The organism is Longibacter salinarum (assembly GCF_002554795.1).
In the GTDB taxonomy this organism is placed as follows: domain Bacteria; phylum Bacteroidota; class Rhodothermia; order Rhodothermales; family Salinibacteraceae; genus Longibacter; species Longibacter salinarum.
In genome coordinates this window covers 93,909-113,262 of sequence record NZ_PDEQ01000007.1, presented here as the reverse complement: position 1 = coordinate 113,262, position 19,354 = coordinate 93,909, and the positions used below count along the sequence as shown (strand labels likewise).

15 protein-coding genes are annotated in these 19,354 nt (G+C 61.7%); 3 read left to right on the top strand and 12 right to left on the bottom strand.

Going from position 1 to position 19,354, the window contains the following annotated elements:
• Positions 1 to 505 precede the first annotated feature (505 nt).
• The 3 genes from priA to rpe all read right to left on the bottom strand — a co-directional run bounded on the left by priA (position 506) and on the right by rpe (position 5,151).
• Positions 506 to 2,986 carry a replication restart helicase PriA gene (gene priA, locus CRI94_RS13855; RefSeq protein WP_098076928.1) on the bottom strand — a complete coding sequence of 827 codons (2,481 nt, stop codon included), beginning with the start codon at positions 2,984 to 2,986 and terminating at the stop codon, positions 506 to 508.
• 377 nt (positions 2,987 to 3,363) lie between these two features.
• Positions 3,364 to 4,251 carry an SDR family oxidoreductase gene (locus tag CRI94_RS13850; RefSeq protein WP_098076925.1) on the bottom strand — a complete coding sequence of 296 codons (888 nt, stop codon included), beginning with the start codon at positions 4,249 to 4,251 and terminating at the stop codon, positions 3,364 to 3,366.
• Between the two features lie 210 nt (positions 4,252 to 4,461).
• The gene (gene rpe, locus CRI94_RS13845; RefSeq protein ID WP_245846198.1) at positions 4,462 to 5,151 is read right to left on the bottom strand and encodes a ribulose-phosphate 3-epimerase; all 690 of its coding nucleotides are present in this window, start codon (positions 5,149 to 5,151) and stop codon (positions 4,462 to 4,464) included.
• Positions 5,152 to 5,504: 353 nt separating this feature from the next.
• Here rpe and CRI94_RS13840 point away from each other — a divergent pair, with 353 nt between their 5' ends.
• Both CRI94_RS13840 and CRI94_RS13835 read left to right on the top strand, forming a co-directional pair.
• On the top strand, positions 5,505 to 5,990 hold the full coding sequence (locus CRI94_RS13840; protein WP_098076922.1) for a DMT family transporter: 486 nt from the start codon (positions 5,505 to 5,507) through the stop codon (positions 5,988 to 5,990).
• A 34-nt stretch (positions 5,991 to 6,024) separates the two neighbouring features.
• A complete protein-coding gene (locus CRI94_RS13835) occupies positions 6,025 to 6,468 on the top strand; it encodes a DMT family transporter (RefSeq protein ID WP_098076919.1) in 444 nt (147 codons plus the stop codon).
• Positions 6,469 to 6,917: 449 nt separating this feature from the next.
• Here the strand turns inward: CRI94_RS13835 and nuoH are convergent, their stop codons facing one another.
• The 6 genes from nuoH to CRI94_RS13805 form a co-directional block, all read right to left on the bottom strand.
• Positions 6,918 to 7,946 (bottom strand): NADH-quinone oxidoreductase subunit NuoH, encoded by a 1,029-nt coding sequence (gene nuoH / locus CRI94_RS13830; protein ID WP_098076916.1) that lies wholly within the window; start codon positions 7,944 to 7,946, stop codon positions 6,918 to 6,920.
• A gap of 288 nt (positions 7,947 to 8,234) precedes the next feature.
• Positions 8,235 to 8,954 (bottom strand): PqiC family protein, encoded by a 720-nt coding sequence (locus CRI94_RS13825; protein ID WP_098076913.1) that lies wholly within the window; start codon positions 8,952 to 8,954, stop codon positions 8,235 to 8,237.
• A gap of 81 nt (positions 8,955 to 9,035) precedes the next feature.
• Complete coding sequence (locus CRI94_RS13820) at positions 9,036 to 10,073, bottom strand: MlaD family protein (protein ID WP_098076910.1); 1,038 nt, start codon at positions 10,071 to 10,073, stop codon at positions 9,036 to 9,038.
• A 112-nt stretch (positions 10,074 to 10,185) separates the two neighbouring features.
• A complete protein-coding gene (locus tag CRI94_RS13815; RefSeq protein WP_098076907.1) occupies positions 10,186 to 10,932 on the bottom strand; it encodes an ABC transporter ATP-binding protein in 747 nt (248 codons plus the stop codon).
• A gap of 79 nt (positions 10,933 to 11,011) precedes the next feature.
• Positions 11,012 to 12,118: an MlaE family ABC transporter permease gene (locus tag CRI94_RS13810; RefSeq protein WP_098076904.1), complete on the bottom strand. Its 1,107-nt coding sequence runs from the start codon at positions 12,116 to 12,118 to the stop codon at positions 11,012 to 11,014.
• A 148-nt stretch (positions 12,119 to 12,266) separates the two neighbouring features.
• Positions 12,267 to 12,770, bottom strand: coding sequence for a DUF2231 domain-containing protein (locus CRI94_RS13805; RefSeq protein ID WP_179862316.1), 504 nt, complete (start codon positions 12,768 to 12,770; stop codon positions 12,267 to 12,269).
• A gap of 393 nt (positions 12,771 to 13,163) precedes the next feature.
• Between CRI94_RS13805 and CRI94_RS13800 the strand changes: the two genes are divergently transcribed.
• Complete coding sequence (locus CRI94_RS13800) at positions 13,164 to 15,965, top strand: S9 family peptidase (protein WP_098076901.1); 2,802 nt, start codon at positions 13,164 to 13,166, stop codon at positions 15,963 to 15,965.
• Positions 15,966 to 16,073: 108 nt separating this feature from the next.
• Here the strand turns inward: CRI94_RS13800 and CRI94_RS13795 are convergent, their stop codons facing one another.
• From CRI94_RS13795 to CRI94_RS13785, 3 genes are all read right to left on the bottom strand, one after another.
• Positions 16,074 to 16,862 carry an SDR family oxidoreductase gene (locus tag CRI94_RS13795; protein ID WP_098076898.1) on the bottom strand — a complete coding sequence of 263 codons (789 nt, stop codon included), beginning with the start codon at positions 16,860 to 16,862 and terminating at the stop codon, positions 16,074 to 16,076.
• 164 nt (positions 16,863 to 17,026) lie between these two features.
• Complete coding sequence (locus tag CRI94_RS13790) at positions 17,027 to 18,469, bottom strand: S41 family peptidase (protein WP_098076895.1); 1,443 nt, start codon at positions 18,467 to 18,469, stop codon at positions 17,027 to 17,029.
• Positions 18,470 to 18,559: 90 nt separating this feature from the next.
• Positions 18,560 to 19,129, bottom strand: coding sequence for a luciferase domain-containing protein (locus tag CRI94_RS13785; RefSeq protein WP_098076892.1), 570 nt, complete (start codon positions 19,127 to 19,129; stop codon positions 18,560 to 18,562).
• Positions 19,130 to 19,354: the final 225 nt, after the last annotated feature.

The following is a 19,354-nucleotide window of genomic DNA, read 5'->3' as shown; positions in this document are numbered from 1 at the left end:
CCCGCCCGCAAGACGGGCTCAGACACGGATTCGTTCTGGTTTGCGGCTCCGCCTTCGCGCACCACGGGCACTAACTCGCGATGCTCATGTCGCTCGAGACGACGAACCGCGCAAGGCCGGGACAGCACCCTCGTTCAGCAATCGTGCTTGTGTCGTTTCGGCCCTTGGAGACGTTCGCCGCTTCGACGGGAGCGGAGGCGTCGCGTCCAAGAGCTGGTTGGTCCGCCGGTTAGCGAAAACGTTTGGCGGGAAATGCTCCCCTGCCGCAGACCTCGAAGCAACGCCGTCAGGTATTTGCACATCTCCCCCAGAGAGGTCGAGCCTTGGAGCATTTCAGCGGCGCAGAAGCGGACGTCAAGCGAAGGTCTCCCTGGCCTTGACTTTTTTGCGCTGGTTTTTTGGTCAAGCAAAAAACCAGCACCAAGGAGTAGAGGACGAGCTACAGGATCTCTTCCCGTACCGACTTTCCCACTTCAACACCTTGAAACGTCCACACGTCTACACGTCAAAGCAACCCGACGGCGTCAACATCGATCGAAACATGATACCCATTCGGGACGCTGCCGAACGACTGCTCGGTGCGCCGGAGGGCCGACTGCAAATGCTTCTGCGACTGGCGCGACTTCAGGACGGTCCGATAGCGAAACTGCTTCTTGACGCGCTTGACGGAGGCGGGGGAGGGGTCGCCGATGAGCACGTCGCTCGCGCTGTGCTTGCGGAGCGCCTTCGTCCAGTTCTCGGCCAGGCGCTCGACGCGAGCTTCCTTCGGCCCGCGGAATTCGACCGTCGCGAGGTGACCGAAGGGCGGGTAACTGAGTATTTTTCGATCCTCAAGCTCCGATGCCGCGAAGCCGTCGAAGTCGTGGTCCAGCGCAAACTGCAGCGCCTTGTGCTCGGGGTTGCGCGTTTGCAGGATGACCTCGCCGCGCAGATCCGCGCGACCGGCCCGACCTGCCACCTGCGTCAGTAGCTGAAAGGTTCGCTCCTCGGCGCGGAAGTCCGGCAGCAAGAGGCCCACGTCCGCATCCACGACGCCAACGAGCGTCACGCGGCTGAAGTCGAGCCCTTTGGCGATCATCTGGGTGCCGAGCAGGATGTCTGCACCGTTGCGAAACTGGCTCAGAATCTTGTGGTGGCCGTGCTTCTTTCGGGTGGAGTCGCGGTCCATCCGCAAAACCTCGGCATCGGGAAAGACGTCGTTCAGCTCATCCTCGACCCGCTGCGTACCGGTCCCAATCTGATGCAGGTCCTGCGAGTTGCAGGAGGGACACGCGCGCATCGTCGGCTCGGTGCGTCCGCAATAGTGGCATTGCAGCATGCGCCCGCCACTTCGGGTCTTGTGCACGGTCATCGTCACGGAGCAATCGCGGCAGAGCGGCGCCCACCCGCAGTCACAGCACTCGATGACCGGCGCAAACCCGCGGCGGTTCTGCAGGAGAATGGTCTGTTCGCCCCGGTCGATGCGCGCACGGATGGCCGCCCGGAGCGGCTCGGACAGGGCACCCTCGAGCTGGTGCTTGCGCTTCTGCAGCGTCAGGTCGACGATCTCCACGTTCGGTAGCTCGGCCGACGTACCGGACGAATCCGGCACCCGCTCCGGCATGTTGAGCCGCGTGTATTTTCCCCACTCCGCGTTCATGACCGACTCCAGACTCGGCGTCGCGCTCCCGAGCACGCACACGGCGTCGTTGAGGTAGGCACGCATCACGGCGACGTCGCGAGCATGGTAGCGTGGCGCGGGGTCGAACTGCTTGTACGACGACTCGTGCTCCTCGTCGACCACGATCAGGCCGAGATTGTCCATCGGGGCCAGCACGGCCGACCGGGGACCAATGGCGATCGACAGCTCTCCGTCGCGGAGTTGCCTCCACGCATCGAACCGCTCGCCCATGCTCATCTGCGAGTGCAACACCGCGATCGTGTCGCCGAAGTGCGACCGGAAGCGCTGGACGGTCTGCGGCGTGAGCGCGATTTCCGGGACGAGGATGATGCCCGTTCGGCCCTGGGCGAGGACGTCCTTGAGGGCGGCGATGTAGACCTCGGTCTTGCCGCTTCCCGTGATCCCGTGCAATAGAAAGGTCTGGTAGCTCTGGTCTTCGACCGCTCTGGCGACCGCATCGTACGCCTCCTGCTGGGAGGGGTGAAGCGTGTGATCCGGCGCCGGGCCGGGATCCGGCAGATCGTCAAGGGGCGAACGCACCACCTCCTTCTCGACGGTTTCGACCATCCCCTTGTCGACCAGGCTGTTGAGCGAAGAGTGCGAGGCCTCCGCCCGCTCCAGAAGATCGGTTCGTAGCGGCTCCGGCGTGCCTTCCTCGCGGAACCCTGCCAGCGCTTCGATCAGTGCTTTTTGCTTCGACCCGCGCAGCTGTTCGACGAGGTCAGCCGCGGCCGACGGGTGCTGAAAAGCCGCGGAGAACCGGACGTATGTTGCCGTTTTCGCCGAGACGCGGGCGTCGCTCAGTTGCGTGTTTACCTCCAAAATGCCCTCCGCTGCCAGCCGGCGCACTAGCCCGAGCGGCACCGTCGTCCCGAGACGCTTTCTAATCGCGCTGAGCGTCGTGTCGTCGCGCCCCTCCAGGTCCGCCAGGAGCGGTCCCGCCTGCTCGTGTTCGACCCACTGCCCCGGCGGCTCTTCCGTGCGGCGAAGGCGGTGCGTGCTCTTCACGTTGATGCCGGAAGGAAGCGCCGCCTTTATCGCCTCGCCCCAGCTGCAAACGTAGTAATTGGCGATCCACTTCGTGAGACGCAGCATCTCCTCCGAGCAGGCCGGGCGCTCGTCCAGCACGTCGAGGATGTCCTTTAGAGCGAAGTCGACCGACTCCGGGTCCGGTCCCTCGGACGCGACAACGCCCGTGAGCCGCCGTTTGCCGAACGGCACCAGCACCCGATGCCCGATGTCGACCGTGTCGCGCATTTCGGTCGGCACGCCGTATGTGTAGGTCTGATCGACCGGGACCGGCAGCACGACGTCGACAGTGGTCATGTTGAGTGCGAAAATGGAAATTCGAAGGGCGAAGTAGGGAAATTGAAGTGCGAAGTGAGAAATTCGAAAGGCGAAGTAGGAAGACCCTTCGGAGCTGCCTGCTACCTCAGATCACGGCGAGGCTTGCAGTCACAGCCAGCACCAAACATAGGAATCGAGCCAGAGACAAACAGCCATGCCGGTCGTATTCACCGTGCTAGCCCAGAGATGAGCACGAATGCCACCACGATGATTGTGAAGCGAGATGCATTTCGACTACCGGGGGGCAGTACCTGATAACCTAAGGCCCACCGACTCCTGTCGCGGTCTTTTCTCCTCGCGCAAGCCCGCTTTCCCTCATCCCCAAAGCTCATACCCCAAACCTCACATCTCACCCCTCACAGTAATTCTTTTGCGTTCCCAACAGACATGCCTGTGAGTGCGCGGCTTTTGCGCCAGAGGCGGGCGGCCGTTTTTTCATTGAACGCCGCGATGGCTGGCTTTGCCTTCTCGGTACCGTTGAAGTACTGCCCGGTCACGCCGTTCACGTCCGGCGACGCCGCAAGATAGAGCGGTCCCTCTGCGCCTGTCTCCGGTGAGTCGTAGAACCAGGAAAAGAAGCGAGCGACGCGGGAGAGCCAGTCGGATCCGCGCCAGATGTTGGTTGAGACGACGCCCGGATGAACACAGTTGGCCGACACGCCTGTGCCGTGAAGACGACGCGCGAGCTCATGGGTGAACAGCATGTTGGCCAGCTTCGACTGGCCGTACGCGCGGAACCCGGAGTAGCTGCTTTCGCCATGGAGGTCGTCGAAGTCGATCCGGGCCCCGCGATGGGCTTCTGAGCCGACATTCACGATGCGCGCCTCGCCATGAGAGCGGGCGGTATCGATCATCGTGTCGATAAGGATGTGCGTCAAGAGGAACGGCGCCAGGTGATTGACGGCCAGCGTCGTCTCCATTCCGTCCCCGGTTTCGATGCGCTCGCCCATGAACACCCCGGCGTTGTTGACCAGCACGTCGATGCGGTTGTAAGACGCGTCAAGCCGCTCGCCCAATGCGCGGACATCCGACTGCAAGGATAGATCGGCAAGGTGGAGATCGACGCGGTCGTGACCGCAGGCGGCGAGAATCTCCTCTCTCGCCTGTGCACCACGACGTTCACTCCGGCATACCATGGCAACGCGAGCGCCCTGCGTCGCCAGCCCGAGGGCTGTCGCTTTTCCGATCCCGGAATTCGCGCCTGTGACGATACAGACGTGACCCGTGAGGTCCTTCAGTTTCATAATGGTCCGTCCCCTGAGGGAAGGGTACGCAGAACGGGAGGTTATACCAAATCCAAATTCGAATGTCGGGGTCTGCTTCGTTCGCCCGGGTGATTCAAACCGCAGAAACAAGCATGGATCGTTCCCATCGACGCCTTTTTACCCTTTCTCGACGGAACCATCCCCAGCGGCCGAGGCATGGCATCCGGACAGCGTCATTTGGATTCAGTATTACACCTTGAGGGTGAGTGCGCTCCGGAATGCTTCGATGTTCTCTTCAACCGATCCGTCGCCACCAAAGACGGCGCTTCCTGCCACGAGGACATCGGCCCCAGCCTGCACGAGTTGCAACGCGTTCCCCGGCTTGACACCGCCATCCACTTCCAGCCGGGCTTTCGAACCCAGGGCATTCAGCTGACGACGGAGACGCTGGATTTTGGTTGTTGATTGCGGGATAAACGCCTGTCCACTGAAGCCCGGATTCACCGACATGACGAGGACGAGATCGACCATCGGTAGGATGGCCTCCAGCTGTCCGAGGGGCGTGGCCGGGTTGAGTGCGACTCCCGCCCGGCAACCCGCCTCCTGAATCTGCTGGACCACACGGTGGAGGTGAGAGCACGTCTCGGCATGCACGGTAATCACGTCGGCGCCCGCATCCGCAAACGCGTCGATGTAGCGCTCCGGATTCTCGATCATGAGATGCACGTCGACCGGTGCATCGTACTCCTCCGCCACCGGATGAAGCGCCTCAATGATACCCGGACCGATGGTTAAATTGGGGACGAAATGTCCATCCATCACATCCATGTGAAGCCAATCGGCCCCGGCATCGAGGGCTTCGCGGGCCTGAGCTTCGAGCCGTCCGTAGTCGGCGGCGATCATCGAGGGAGCAAGAGCGGGCATGTCGGGGGCGAGCATGAAACGCGAAACGAGTGGCAGGGAAGACGTTCGCTGAGGAACGGCCGTCAGCGGATGTCGATCAGCAGATACCGAAAGGGACCGCAAGCACTGACACGGCCAAGGCTCTTCTTATCTGCTATCGTACAATAAGCGTGCGGGAACGCTCCTTTCCCAAACAAACCGTTTAGGTTTCGGTGAAACGTGCGTTACGAGGCGAAAAAGCGGGTCCTTTCGAGCCCTTTGCACAGGGAAAATGGACAGAGCCTGCCAATTTTACACGCGAACCGGGCGGCCGGCTGCGATTTCGAATGGGCGATACCTAGCTTGTCGCGGTCGTGCTCCGAACTGTCGTTGATCCTCTACCTGTAGCCATGCCTCAACTCCTTCAGGCGGTTCGCCAGAAAATTCCGGCCGACCCAGACGTAATGCTGGCGGGTGTGGCCTCCGTGATCGCCGGCGTTTTCGTCGCCCTTATGATCAGGCTCAATGCAACGCTGGGCGAACACGTTGGCGTGCTGGAAAGCTCCTTCCTCGTCCACCTCGTCGGGACGGTGTTCGCTGCGCTCCTCGTTCTGCCACGCAGCGGCCCCCTGCTACCTTCGCGTCTCCGCTCGGCTCCGCGCTACACATTTCTCGGCGGCGTGCTGGGCGTCGCCATCGTGATGCTCGCCAACATCGTCGTTCCGGTCCTCGGCGTGGCGCTCACGCTCTGCCTGTCGGTGGCCGCGAACCTCGGCTTCTCCACAATCTCCGATCACTTCGGCTGGTTCGGGCTCCCCCAATTCCCTGTGTCGAAGCAACGACTGCTCGGTCTTGCCCTCGTCATCCTAGGTGTCGTCCTCGTCGCGTTCGGCTAACCCCGTCCCGCTGCCCTCCCGGAAGCTCCTCTGCATGTTCTACCTGCTCGCCCTACTTAACGGCGTCATCGGCTCGCTGAGTCGGCTGGTCAACGCGTCGCTCGCGACGTTTGCCGGAAGCCTGCGCGGATCGCTGGTCAACCACATCGTCGGCACGATCGTAGCAGGCGTGCTCCTCCTCATCGGCGTGCGCACCGGCGTCATCGCGTTCGGCGGACTTCCCTGGTACTACTGGATCGGCGGCTGCATGGGCGTCTTCGTCGTGGCGGCGAGCAATTACGCGGTGCCGCGCATCGGGGCGGTTCTCCTCGGAATGATTCTCCTCGCTGCCCAGCTCCTCACCTCGGCCGGACTCGACCACTTCGGCCTCCTCGGCGGCGCCCCGATCGAGCTGTCGTGGATGCGCCTCCTCGGCCTGCTCATCCTCCTCACCGGCGCTGCCCTCACCCTGACGGAACGACGGAAAGGGAAAGTGTGAAGGGTGGGAAGTATGAAAGTGTCAACGTCTGAGGGTATGAGCGCTACGACCGGGGATTCCCTTCAGGTTATTCGGCAGCCCGTCGAGCCCCGAACCTTGAACTCTGAACCCTACCTACCGGACACGTTCATTGGAGCGTGTGTCATTTCAGCATTCCTAGGCGCGGCTGCTCTGAGATGGATGGGAGTATGTGAGTATGTGGGTATCGGAGTGTGTGAGTGCGTCCTGTTCGACGATAACGTCTCGTTCCCAGGACGCATGAGACGCACGAGATTCGTTTTTCGTTGACATACGAAGACAGTCCGGTTTGAAATCCAAACGGTCCGGTAGCTAGCCCTGAACCTTGAACTCTGAACCTTGAACGCTGAACCATAGAAAAAAAGCACCCCGGATCGCCGTCTGGCGCCGAGGTGCTTTTCCATTTCGCCCTTCGAATTTCGCTTTTCGAACTAGAAGTAGCTCTGGAAGAAGATGACGCCGAGGGCGACGAGAAGCGCGTTGGCGAGCGAGATCGGGAGGAGGTACTTCCAGCCGATCATCATGAGCTGGTTGTACTTGAAGCGGGGGAACGTCCACCGGACCCAGATGAAGAGGAAGACGAAGAAGCTCACCTTCAGCATCAGCGAACCGAACTGGAAGATCTGGAGCCAGACCGAGTCAGCGAGGGCCGGGAAGGCGGCGATGAGTTGCGGCTGGAAGGGAACGAGGTAGCCGCCGAAGAAGAGCGTCACGATCATGAACGAGGCGATGAACCAGTTCACGTACTCGGCGAGGAAGAACATGCCGAATTTCATGCCGCTGTACTCGGTGTGGTATCCACCGACAAGCTCCTGCTCCGCCTCCGGCAGGTCAAACGGCGCCCGGTTCGTTTCCGCGAACGCGGTCACGATAAAGATGAGGCAGCCGACCGGATTCCGAACGAGGTTCCAGCCGAGGAGCGCACCACCGGATGCCTGGTTCTCGACAATCTCCATAAGGTTCAAGCTACCCGCGATGAGCACGACCGAAATGACCGCGAGGCCCATCGAGAGCTCGTACGAGATCATCTGCGCCGCCGACCGCAGTCCGCCGAGGAGCGAGTACTTGCTGTTGGAGCTCCATCCGGCGAGTGTGATGCCATAGACCGTCACGGACGTCAGCGCGAGAAGCATCAGCACGCCGACATTCAGATCCGCGACGACAATGCCATTCGCGAACGGAATCAAAGACGCGGCACTCATGGCGATCACCACCATGAGGACCGGCGCGAGGGAATGGATAAATTTGTTGGACGCAGCAGGCTGAATATCCTCCTTCAACACGAACTTGAGCACGTCCGCAAACGGCTGCAGCAGTCCGACCGGGCCGACACGGTTTGGGCCGGGGCGGTTCTGCATGAAGCCGGAAACGCGGCGCTCTGCGTACACGAGCACCGAAGCGCTCACGAGCATGGCGTTGATGACGAGGAAGGCAAAGCCTGCCGTAAGAAGATATTCCATCGGGGCGCGAAAAGGGTTCGACGCGGTCAGCAAGGATCGGAGGCGGTACGCCGTACGGAAGCAACCGAACAGCGGCACACACCTCGGGGCAGTTCGCAACGTACGTGCATCAGGGCACGGGTGCAACCTCTGTGCCTGTGGCCAGCCATCGTTTTGCGCCTGGACCCTTGTTTTCGGAGAGACTTCACCGGGTCTCACGGCCCGTCCCCTTGTCCCTCACGGCACGCCCGTGAAGGGAAAGCACGTCTTCTCCTATCAGCGCTCGCCGCGATCTGCGGTGTCGAACGGCTACCGGCTCTCAGCCGACAGCGGCTCGAGTGATTTCATGCTCTCGTTTAAGTCGCTCGCCACAACCGACAACGCTGCGTCTAGCCGCTCGATGAGCGCCGGATAGTTTCCCACCGGCCATCCGGATTCACGATGGTCCGTCCGACCACTGACCCACACCTCCTGCGTTTCTGGATCGACGAGCTCCCAGGCCACCGCGACACGCGCCGAACCCTCCGCTTCGATCCCGTCGTCCTCTTGCTCCGGGCGTCGACTGGAAGACGGAGCTTCTCCCTCGAAGCGAAGCACCTGCATCTGTACCAGCACATCGTGCGTCGTTCGGTCGGGCCAGGGCACCCGGTCGACGCGCTCGATGCCCGGCTGCCGTGACAACGACTGCGCGACCGACCGACTCACGGCGTCGGCGAGGTCTTCGCCCCAGCGGTGGAATTCCGAAAACTGCACCTCGTGCCGGCCATACCGCGTCGTGATCGACGGGGTCTTGAGATAGGCAGCGAGCCGAACTTTCCGGATCCCAACGACAAGGCGCAACGAATCGGGGACAAACCCCGGATTCTGGATTGAGTCCGCCGGCGTCATGGCATCGCTGAGTACGTAGTAGTTGATGTTGCTCTGCCGCGGCTCCAGGTCGACGCACCCTGTCAGGAGACCGGCGATGATCACCCCCACGAGGCTCCCACGCCGAAGAACGTGAGCCGTCATGTCAAAAATCGAATCCATATCGAACGTCGTCTTTCAAGAATCTGGCTGGGATGCGTCTGAATACGTGCGTTGAGCGGTTCCTGTGCGCCGGGACGTTGATTACGGTGTGCCTTCTTCCTCCTCCGGCGGCTCTTTCCCCCGAATGAACATGCTGGGATCTCGCTCGAGCGAGACGGACAGAACCCGCAGCGCCTCTGCTGCTTCCGACAGATTCGTCAGCGCGTCCTCGATCTGATAGCCCAACCCGGAGTCCGTCGACAGCATGGCGCGCGTGTCGCTCATCGTTTCCTGCAGCACCTCGAGCGTCACGATCATCTCCTCGGTCGTCTTGTTCAGCGACTCGGTGGTGGGGTCGACCGCGCCTTCAAGAGAATGCGCGAGGCTCTGCACGTCGGCAAGCGTCGAATCGAGACGCTGAGCAATCCTCGGCACGTCGTCGAGGGCCTGCCGGATCTCCGGCGCCTCCGCGAGGCTGCGCACCGAACTGACGGCTACGAGCACAGAGTCGTTGATCGCCGTCATGTCGAGTTGGTCAATCTTCGCGTTCGCCTTAACCAGCAGCTCGATCAGGTTCTCGTTGATGGTGTTGACGTCGAACCGACGCAGATTCGAAACGAGACCGGACGCTTCTTCCCCGAGCCGCCCCATCGGCGAAAGGACGGTGGGAATTGCTGGATATCCACGATCATCCGCGACGAGAACCGGCCGCTGCGGGTCCTCGACGAACGTCAGCTCGATGTAGAGTTTCCCCGTGAGCAGGCTCTCCATTTGAAGCTGCGCGCGCAATCCCTCGTCGATCTGCCGCTGCAGCACCCTCGGATTAGCGAGATTCACCGACTGGCCGGTCATGTTTGTCAGGGGCTGGAGGTCGATTTCATACAGGACCGGGACCTGGAACGTCTCGTCGTCGAGGTCCAATCGCACTTCGATCGCGGCGACCTGACCGATCGGGACGCCTTTAAACTTGACCGGCGCGCCCACGTCCAGGCCGTTCACCGACTCGTCGAAGTAGCTGATGAAGGTCGTCTGGGTGCGAAACATGGAGCGAGACGCAAACACGCCGACGCCCACGATGGCGATCACAAGCGCACCGATCACGAAGAGCCCGATGGTGGTGGGACTGGCACGACGACTCATGGCGGGTGGGGTGTGAGGTTCGGGGTTCGGGGTGCGGGGTTCGGGGTGCGGGGTATGGAGCGATAGCGGATCCCGTAAAGGCGCATTGCGATGCGCCTTTACGGGGGCAGGCTCACTCCGCCGTTCGAGTCAAAAAGCGGTGGACGCGTTCGTTGGGCGGGTCGTCGCGCAGGTCCTCCGGCGGACCAAGGGCCGTCATCGTCCGCGTCTCAATGTCGAGGTACAGCGCGCGGTCGGCAATGGTGAAAATGCTTGCGAGGTCATGGCTTACGACGACGACCGTCGTGCCAAGGCTGTCGCGGAGCTGCAGGATCAGGTCGTCGAGGCGGCGAGCGCTGACCGGGTCGAGGCCCGAGGACGGCTCATCGAAGAACAGCACGTCCGGGTCGAGCGCCAGAGCTCGCGCCAGTGCAGCGCGTTTGCGCATACCGCCGCTGATTTCGTGCGGGTAAAACGCCTCGAACCCGCGCAGCCCGACAAGTGCCAACTTCAGCGCTGCCACCCGCTCGATGTCCTCGGACTCCAGGTCGGTGTACAATTCGAGCGGAAGCGCGATATTTTCTCCGAGCGTCATCGAGCTCCAGAGCGCGCCCTGCTGGTACATAATGCCCATCCGCCGGAGCAGGTCGCGGCGCGTCTCCTCGTCGGCGCCCCAGAAGTCCGTGCCCTGAAAACACACAACGCCTTCCGCGGGCGCTTTTAGTCCAATCGCGTGCTTCATCAGCGTGCTTTTGCCACATCCGCTTCCGCCCATGATGATAAAAATCTCGCCCTCTTGTACGTCGAACGTCAGGTCGCTCATTACCACGAACGACCCGTACGCCATCGTCAGGTTGCGGACGTCGAGGACGGGAGGCATGGGGTTGAGGGGTGGGATTCGTGGTCTGGGGGATGAGGGAAAAGTGAGAACGGGACACTTCGCACTTCGACCTTCACACTTAGATATTCAAGAGTGCGGCCATCCAGTCGATGATGGCATTGGCGAGGACGATCAGCGTGATGCCAGTCACGACGGCTGAGGTAGCGGCATCGCCCACGGCAGCAGCGTCGTTGCCCGTACGCATACCGCGGAGACAGCCGGTCAGCCCGACGATGGCGCCGTACACTGTGCCCTTGACGACGCCCAGCACGGCATCGGCGAGGGTCACCGGAGCAATGAGCCCGCTAAAGAACTGTGGCGTCGTGACATCCAGCATCTGCACGGCGACGAACCACCCGCCGAAGATCCCAACGAGGTCTGCGTAGATCGTAAGGAGCGGCAGCGCGATGAAGATGGCGGCCACACGCGGCAGCACCAGTACATCCACGGGCGAGAGGCCGAGCGTTTTCAGTGCATCGATTTCCTCGCTGATCTTCATGCTTCCGAGCTCTGCCGCAAATGCCGCCCCGGTCCGCCCGGCCATGATAATGGCGGTCATCAGCGCGCCGAGTTCGCGCAGCATCCCGTAGCTGATGAGATACGAGACGTAATAGTCGGCCCCAAAGCGGCGCAGCACGACGGCGCCGAGAAACGAGAGGATCAGGCCGACCAGAAACGCTATGAGCGTGACGATGCCGAGCGCCGACGCCGAGCTCCTCTGCAGTGTCCACCAGAAGTCTCGCCAGCGCATTTCTCCACGCCCGGTCGCGACGCGAAATGCGCTTATAGCCACTTCGCCGGTGAAGTGAACGAAGTGCTTCGTTCCATTCCACAGGTCCACCGTCCGCTCGCCGATGAATTCGATCCACGACTCTGGTGGGCGGTCGCGCTCAACGTCGTGTTCTGGAACCGCCCGTGCCATTGTGAGCAGGCTGCGAACGTCGGCGGGCAATTCGTCCAGTTGAAGCGTCCCGCCCCGCGATTCGACGGTTTCCGCGAGGTCGAGCAGGAAGACCAGCAGGCTCGTGTCCCAGTCGCCCAACTCTCGGCTCTCCACAGCCACCGTCCCGTCGGCCTGACCGTTCGTCAGCACCTCGTCGGCGTCGGGCACGGGTGTCCCGAGGTGCCAGTCGCCCTGGACGACCACCACCTGGATATGCCCCTCACGCCGCGTCGATACGTCCATCCTGCGTCGATTCGATTCCGTGTCTGGTCTCCCCCGAATGTACGGAAGAGTATACTACCGTTTTCAACCCGGAGCTCGTGTCGTGCAATGGAGCGATGACGTGTGGGGAAAAACATTCGCCCGGATTCGATGAACGCTCACGGATTCATCAGTGGTCGTCGTCCTCTTCTTCTGCCTCTTCGTCGGCCGGAGCGACGTTGACCGTCTCCTGCGCATCGTCTCGCAACTCCGGATGGCGGATCTGACCGCCGAGATTGGCGGTGTACCCGAGAATGCCCGTCGCGATGAGGCCAATCGCCAACACGCCGAGACGTGCGGATTTCGGCACGGGGCGCGAGCGTCGCCAGATCAATACGCCGATAGCGATTGCGCCGACCGTAGCGCCGGCAATCAGCGCGATCAATCCCATCTCTTCGTGCACCTCGATCACCGAGTGCGGAATGTTGGCCACGTTCTCCACTACTTCTTCCGCCTCTTCACCCGTCAGATAGGCCGCCACGGCACCCAGACCGCTCACAACAAAAAGCCCGAGGGAGATGCGGACCGCAGCGTCTTGGTCGCGCCACACTGCGTAGGCGAGAATGCCCGTTGCGAACAACAGACCGAGCACGGGAATGTGATTCAGCGCGAGATGCAGGTGGTGTCCAGACATGATGACCGGAGAATAGGTGAGAGGAATCCGACGTCATGATGACCTCGCATAAAAGACACCTCCGCATCATCTGCATCAAGTTTCTTTCCCGGTAAGAGCGTGTAGGAAACAATACGACATTGCTGACAGGGCCGGCCCCACGAAAACATCCTGGACGATTAAATCTGTGAAACTCATGCTCAATATCCGCGTCCACTCGAACGGAAACGATATACCATTTTCTCGGGACACGTTCTCGCTACGCGTCTCAAAGACACCGGCCCCCTTCGACACTGTGTCCGGGTAACATCCACACGGATCCGTTCGTGTTCGTCCTGCCCACCGGGCCTTTCTCGCACTCATTCGCAGTTGCGAGAATCCTTCTCTGTTTCCCTCACGATCTGTTATTGAACCATGTCTACGACGCTACGATTCTGCGCCGTACTGATGGCCTCATGTCTGCTCCTCGGACTCTCGGTCAACCCGACGGTCGCTCAGGATGTCCCGGCAGATGATATTCGCGAGGCGTCGGTCGAATACGAAGGGGAGTTGCCGCCGCTATTCGACCGGCAAATGTTCTTCGGAGACCCGCAGTATGCCGGCTCGCAACTGTCTCCCAATGGCGAAATGATCGCCTTTCGCCAGCCCTACAAGGATGTCATGAACATCTGGGTGAAAGGCATCGACGAACCCTTCAGTGAGGCGAAACCGGTCACGGCCGACACGACACGACCGGTGAGCAACTACTTCTGGACCCACGATAGCGAGCGCATCCTGTACGTGCAGGATAAAGGTGGAAATGAGAACTTCCACGTTTACGCTGTCGACCTCGACGCCGAACGCAATGAAATGGGCGTGCCGCCGGCGCGGAACCTGACGCCATACGAAGGCGCCCGTGCAACAATTGCCAACGTGCCGGAAGAGCAGCCCAACGTCATTTATGTCGGGCTCAACGACCGGAGCCCGCAGAACTTCGATCTCTACCGGATTCAGATTGACTCCGGCGACCGGGAGCTCGTCTTCCAGAATGACCAGGGAATCGGTGGGTACACGTTCGACCTGAAAGGGAATCTTCGCCTCGTGTCGAAACAGACCTCCACCGGCGGCACCGAGATTCTCCGCGTCGATGGCGATTCACTCACCTCCGTCTACGAATGCTCCGTCGAGGAATCGTGCGGCGTGATCCGGTTTCATCCGGACAACGAGCGCGTCTACATGTCCACGAACAAAGGACCGGAGGTCGACCTGCAACAGCTCGTTCTGTTTCACCCGGACTCTGGCGAGACCGAGGTTGTCGAATCGGATCCGGAAGGGAACGTCGACTTCGGCGGCGCGGAGTTTTCGCCTGTGACGGACGAGTTGATCGCCACATACTACGTCGGTGAACGCGTTCGCATTTACCCGAAGACGGATGCGGTCGAAGCCGATCTGGAGTTTCTCCGTGGCGAGCTACCGGAGGGCGACATCTCGCTCCAGGGAGCGACAGAAGATGGACGCCTCTGGAAAGTGGTGTCGAGCAGCGATGTGAATCCCGGGATCGTCTACATCTTCGACCGCGAGGAGCAGAGCGTGGAGAAGCTGTACGAGACGCGACCGGAGATCCCCGGTGAGCACATGGCGGAGATGAAGCCGATCACGTACGAGGCGCGCGATGGGATGGACATTCCGGCATACCTCACCGTGCCGAAGGGAGTTGATGCGAAAAATCTGCCCACAGTGATCTACGTGCACGGCGGCCCCTGGGCACGCGATACGTGGGGCTATCGCCCGTACGTCCAGTTCCTCGCCAACCGCGGTTACGCCGTGCTTCAGCCAAACTTCCGTAGCTCCACCGGTTACGGTCAGGAATTCCTGAATGCCGGAAACCGGACGTGGGGCCGTGGCGCGATGCAGCATGACATCACCGATGGCGTGCAGTACCTCATCGACCAGGGCATCGCGGACCCCGACCGGGTTGCTATCTTCGGCGGGTCGTACGGCGGATACGCGACGCTTGCGGGCGTCACGTTTACACCGGAACTGTACGCGGCCGCCGTTCCGTACGTCGCGCCGTCGAACCTCATCACGTTGATCGAGTCGTTCCCGGCGTACTGGCGACCATTCCTTGAGGGCACATGGTTTAAGCGCGTAGGCGATCCAGAGGACCCGGAGGAGCGCGAAGACCTGAAGGAGCGCTCACCGCTGTTCTACGCAGACCAGATCACGGCTCCGCTGCTCGTCGTGCACGGCGCCAACGATCCACGCGTGAAGCAGCAGGAGTCGGATCAGATCGTGGCCACGCTGCGCGATCAGGGGCACGCGGTCGAATACATCGTCGCGCCGGATGAGGGACACGGATTCCGAAACGAGGACAACAACCTCGCACTCGCTGCGAAGATGGAGGAATTCCTCGCCGAGCACATTGGCGGTCGCTACCAGGCGTCGATGACCGACGACATCGGACAGCGTCTGTCGGAAATCACCGTCGACCCGGCGACCGTCGAAATGCCGAAGCCGTCCGATGAGGAAGAGGCTTCGAAGACCTCGGCGCTGCCGGATGCCGACGGCTCTGTGATCCGTCCTGTGACCGTAGAGTACGTAACCTCGCTCTCTGTGCAGGGCCGACAGTTGGAGCTGACGACGAAACGCACAATCGCCGAGGCGTCGAACAACGAGCAGACCGCATGGCGCATCGTGGACGACGTCACGTCGTCAATGATGAACGCCTCGGACACGCTGCTCGTCGATCGCACGACGCTCCGCCCAGTTCGCCGCCACGCGAGCGGACAGGGCACCGTTGAGCTTTCGTACAGCGACGATGCCATCACCGGGCAGATGCAGGCGATGGGTCAGTCGATGGACATCAACAAGTCGCTCGACGCGCCGGTGTTTGCCGGAGGCTCCGGCCTGGAGATCGCCATCGCGGGTCTACCGCTCGAAGAGGGATACGAAACGACCCTGCGTAACTTCAACTACCAGCAGCAGAACGTCCGTCGGGTGAAGCTGTCGGTGACCGGCAGCGGTACCACCGAGGTCGATGCCGGCACGTTCGAAACGCTGACGGTTGAAATCACGGCGCTCGATGGAAATGACGCCGGGACCGGTACCTTCCACGTCATGGCCGACGCACCGCACCACGTGGTGAAGGCTGACGTGAACCTTGGAGCCGCGATGGGCGGCGGTACCGCGACCGTCGAGCTGACATCGAGCGGGACGACCACCTCGGAATCGCGGTAAGCACGAGTCCCAATTCGAACCAAAGGACAATCAAAACGCCCGGCTCCTCACAGGAGGGCCGGGCGTTTCTCGTTTCAATCCGTACGTTGACTCCCAACCTGTCGATGCCTATCGGCTGAAGTTAGCGAGGATGGGAAACATCACGCCGGGAAAATGGCGGCAGAGAAAGCCCATGATCTTGCCGTGGCCCGTGAAGACGTACTCGCGCTTCCGCTTCTCGATGGCATCGGCCATGACCCGCGCAGCCTTGTCCGTCGGCCACATCAGCTCCTGATTGCGGGGATCCTTCCGGTCGGGGTCGTGCACGTTGGTGTTGTCAACCCGCGCGATGTCGCTCTCCACCAATCCCGGGTGGATCGTCGTGCAGGTCACAGAATCGTCCTTCAGCTCCATCGACAGCGCCTGCCCGATCGACCGGACGGCGGCTTTCGACGCGGAGTAGGCGCCGGTATTAGGCAGGGTCACCATCGACGCCACGCTCCCGATCAGGACGACGCGCCCGCTGGTCTTCCGAAGTTCGGGAATCGCGTAGCGTGCGGTCTGCGTGAGCCCGACCACGTTGACGTCGAGCTGCCGGCGCCAGGTCTCTGCGTCCACGTCTTCGATCGTGCCCATGACGCCAAAGCCGGCGTTCGCCACGGCCACGTCGAGGTGCCCAAAATGATCGACGATCTGCTGAACGGCCGCTTCGACCTGCGCTTCCTCCGTCACGTCGCACGGTACGACCAGGGCATCGTGCCCCAGCGCTTCGATTTCGCCTGCAACGTCACGTAACTTCTCTTCGCGCCGGGCTGAAAGAGCGAGATCGGCACCACGACGGGCAAACTCCAGCGCCAGCGCTCGTCCGATCCCCGAAGAAGCTCCCGTGATCCAGACGACGTGTCCATTGAAAGGCATCAGGTTGTGGGTCCCTCGTTGTTCGTAGTGGATTGGCTTCGTTCCACGTACGACGTACTACTTTCGGTCCCTTTCCCCCTCTCTCCCTTTCTCCCTTTCTCCCTTTCTCCCTTTCTCCCTTTCTCCCTTTCCCCCTTTCTCCCTTTCTCCCTTCCTCAAAGTCCTCACCCGGCGTCGCGACCTGCCACGACCTGAATAGCCGCCTGCATAGCAAGGTCCGTTTCCCCGACCTGCAAGTCCATCACCTGGACATCCGGGATCACGCCCTTGCCCTCTCTCTCACCGTTGAGTCGAACGTACTCAGCAGTTGACGCCATGGCCCGGAGGCCGCTGTTCGGGAGGCGGAAGCCGTACCCCTCGCCAAAGCCACTGGGCCGACCGCCGGTTTCGCTGCCGACGAGGGGGGCGATGTCGTAATACTGCGTGATGTCGGCCAGCTTGACGGCCGCCGAAAAGGTTCGCGGACCCACGAGCATAGCGACCGGACCGTCGTACCGAAAACGGGCGCTCGGAAGGGACTGCGGTTCATACTCGATGTCGATCACCTTCCCGGATCGAGCACGCTGGTAGGCGGGCGGGCCGAGTCCGCGTCGCTTCAGGTATTGCTTGTAGGTGTCGCTGATCTTCCACGATTTCTGCGCCGTGAGCCGGACGGTTCGATCCGTAAACGGAGCCAACACGTGGAGAACCGTCGCGGTCGATCCCCCCCGGTTGTCACGGAGGTCGATGACGATCCCGTCCACCGGGCGGTTTTGAATCGATCGCAGTGCGTTTTCGATACCTTTGCGCACGCGACGCGCCGAGCGCAGCGAGTTGATGGTCATCACGCCGACGACATGACCATCGGCGTCGCTCACTCGACCGAAGGAGAAGGCCGGCTTTCGATTATCCGACAGGCAGGACCGAACGCCGAGCATACGGAGACCCTCGAGCGTGTCGACCGTGGCTTGACCATCCGAATGGGTCGTCGCGACGCGGTACGGCGCCTCCAGACCCAGCGCCCACGCGAGGTAGGGGAACTGGTCATCAACCTGAGCCGCCCGGTAGCGTGGTGGTCCGCTGACGAGCGCCTGCATGTCCTCGTGGAGATGCTCGGCCGGCTGGCCTTGAATGGAAGACACGCGCCGACCGTCCAGTGAACGGGCCGACTTACACGCCTTCTGGATGCGCAGGGCTGTAGCATTCCGCTCGACGGACAGCGGGAGGACGGTCGCCCCGTTTCGCATGGACGCGAGAAACTGGTCGCGCGGCCACTGTACAAGCGTGTGGCCGTCCTGGAAGGCAGCCGCGAGACGAGCAGCTTCGCGATAGAACGTCCGTGGAGACGCAGGCTCCGAGAGACGGTCGAGGGTGGCGCGATGGAGACGGCGAATCGTTCGGCGAGAAGTGTAGGCGTACGGATCCGGGTGCACCTCCTCGATGACGTCGATCAGGTGCTCCAGGTCGTCCGCCATCGCCTCAGGAGACAACATCTCCGGAGCCGGCTGAACCGATTCCGGAGATGCAGGTGTTCGATGCGCTTCCGGAACAGCGAAGCGTGGAGCTGCAATGACGAACGTACTCGCCAAGACAGCGAGAAGAAGGACGGCGGAGCGCAGAGCAGTCACGTCGATACGACAGAAACGGATGGACGATCTGGGACGACGGGAACCCGTGCGCCGCGCCGAAAGAGGAAAGGGAATGCGAGCAAGCCTCGATCAGGCAAACGTCGCCGCGCGGCGATCGAGGGCGATCTCGTACATCTCATGCAAACGGGGTGGCAGTTCCAGCGCCGCTACGTCTGCGCGAAGGGCCGCGAGATGGCGTGGCGTTCGACACGCGATGATGGATCGGTATAGATACGATAGACGGAGAAAAAAGGCGCCACACCGCACGTCCGCTGCCGTTTCCATGTGTAGCGTAATGATTCCGCTCGGGTCGCTCGAGTATGGAATGGATGTCGCTACGTCCACGAGAGCGTCACGAACCGACATCGGCAGGGGAACAGAAAGGAAGCCGTTAGGCTGGATGTGACCGATTTCCTTACTCTGACGCTCGAATACGACGGCGCTGTTCTCGTAGGGAGCCAGCGTGACATCGTCCCATGCCGCCACGGCCTGCACCAGCGCGGTGGTTGCAACGGATGGCGGGACGATAGCAAGCGGCTCCCGGTCGCCGGGCGCGAGCAGAACATTCGCCGTGAGCGTACGGGAGTCGATTGTGGTGAATGATGCAGGAGACGACGCGGAAACGGAAGCATCGCTCTCATCGAATGGGGGGCACGACACGTCACAAGTCATGACGGCACCTCTTGAGTCGGTATGAGAAACGCCGGGGACGTTCACCCGCTCGCTGCAAAAAACGGCCTGTGGCAGTAAGCCGACGTATGCTGGTATCGAACGGAGCATCCGTACATGTTCATGATCGGGATGCAGGGCCGGAAGCGCGTGCTGCATCTGGCGAGGGCGTGCCGGGTACTTCGGTAGCAACCGCCGTCGCTTTCGCTCCCGTGT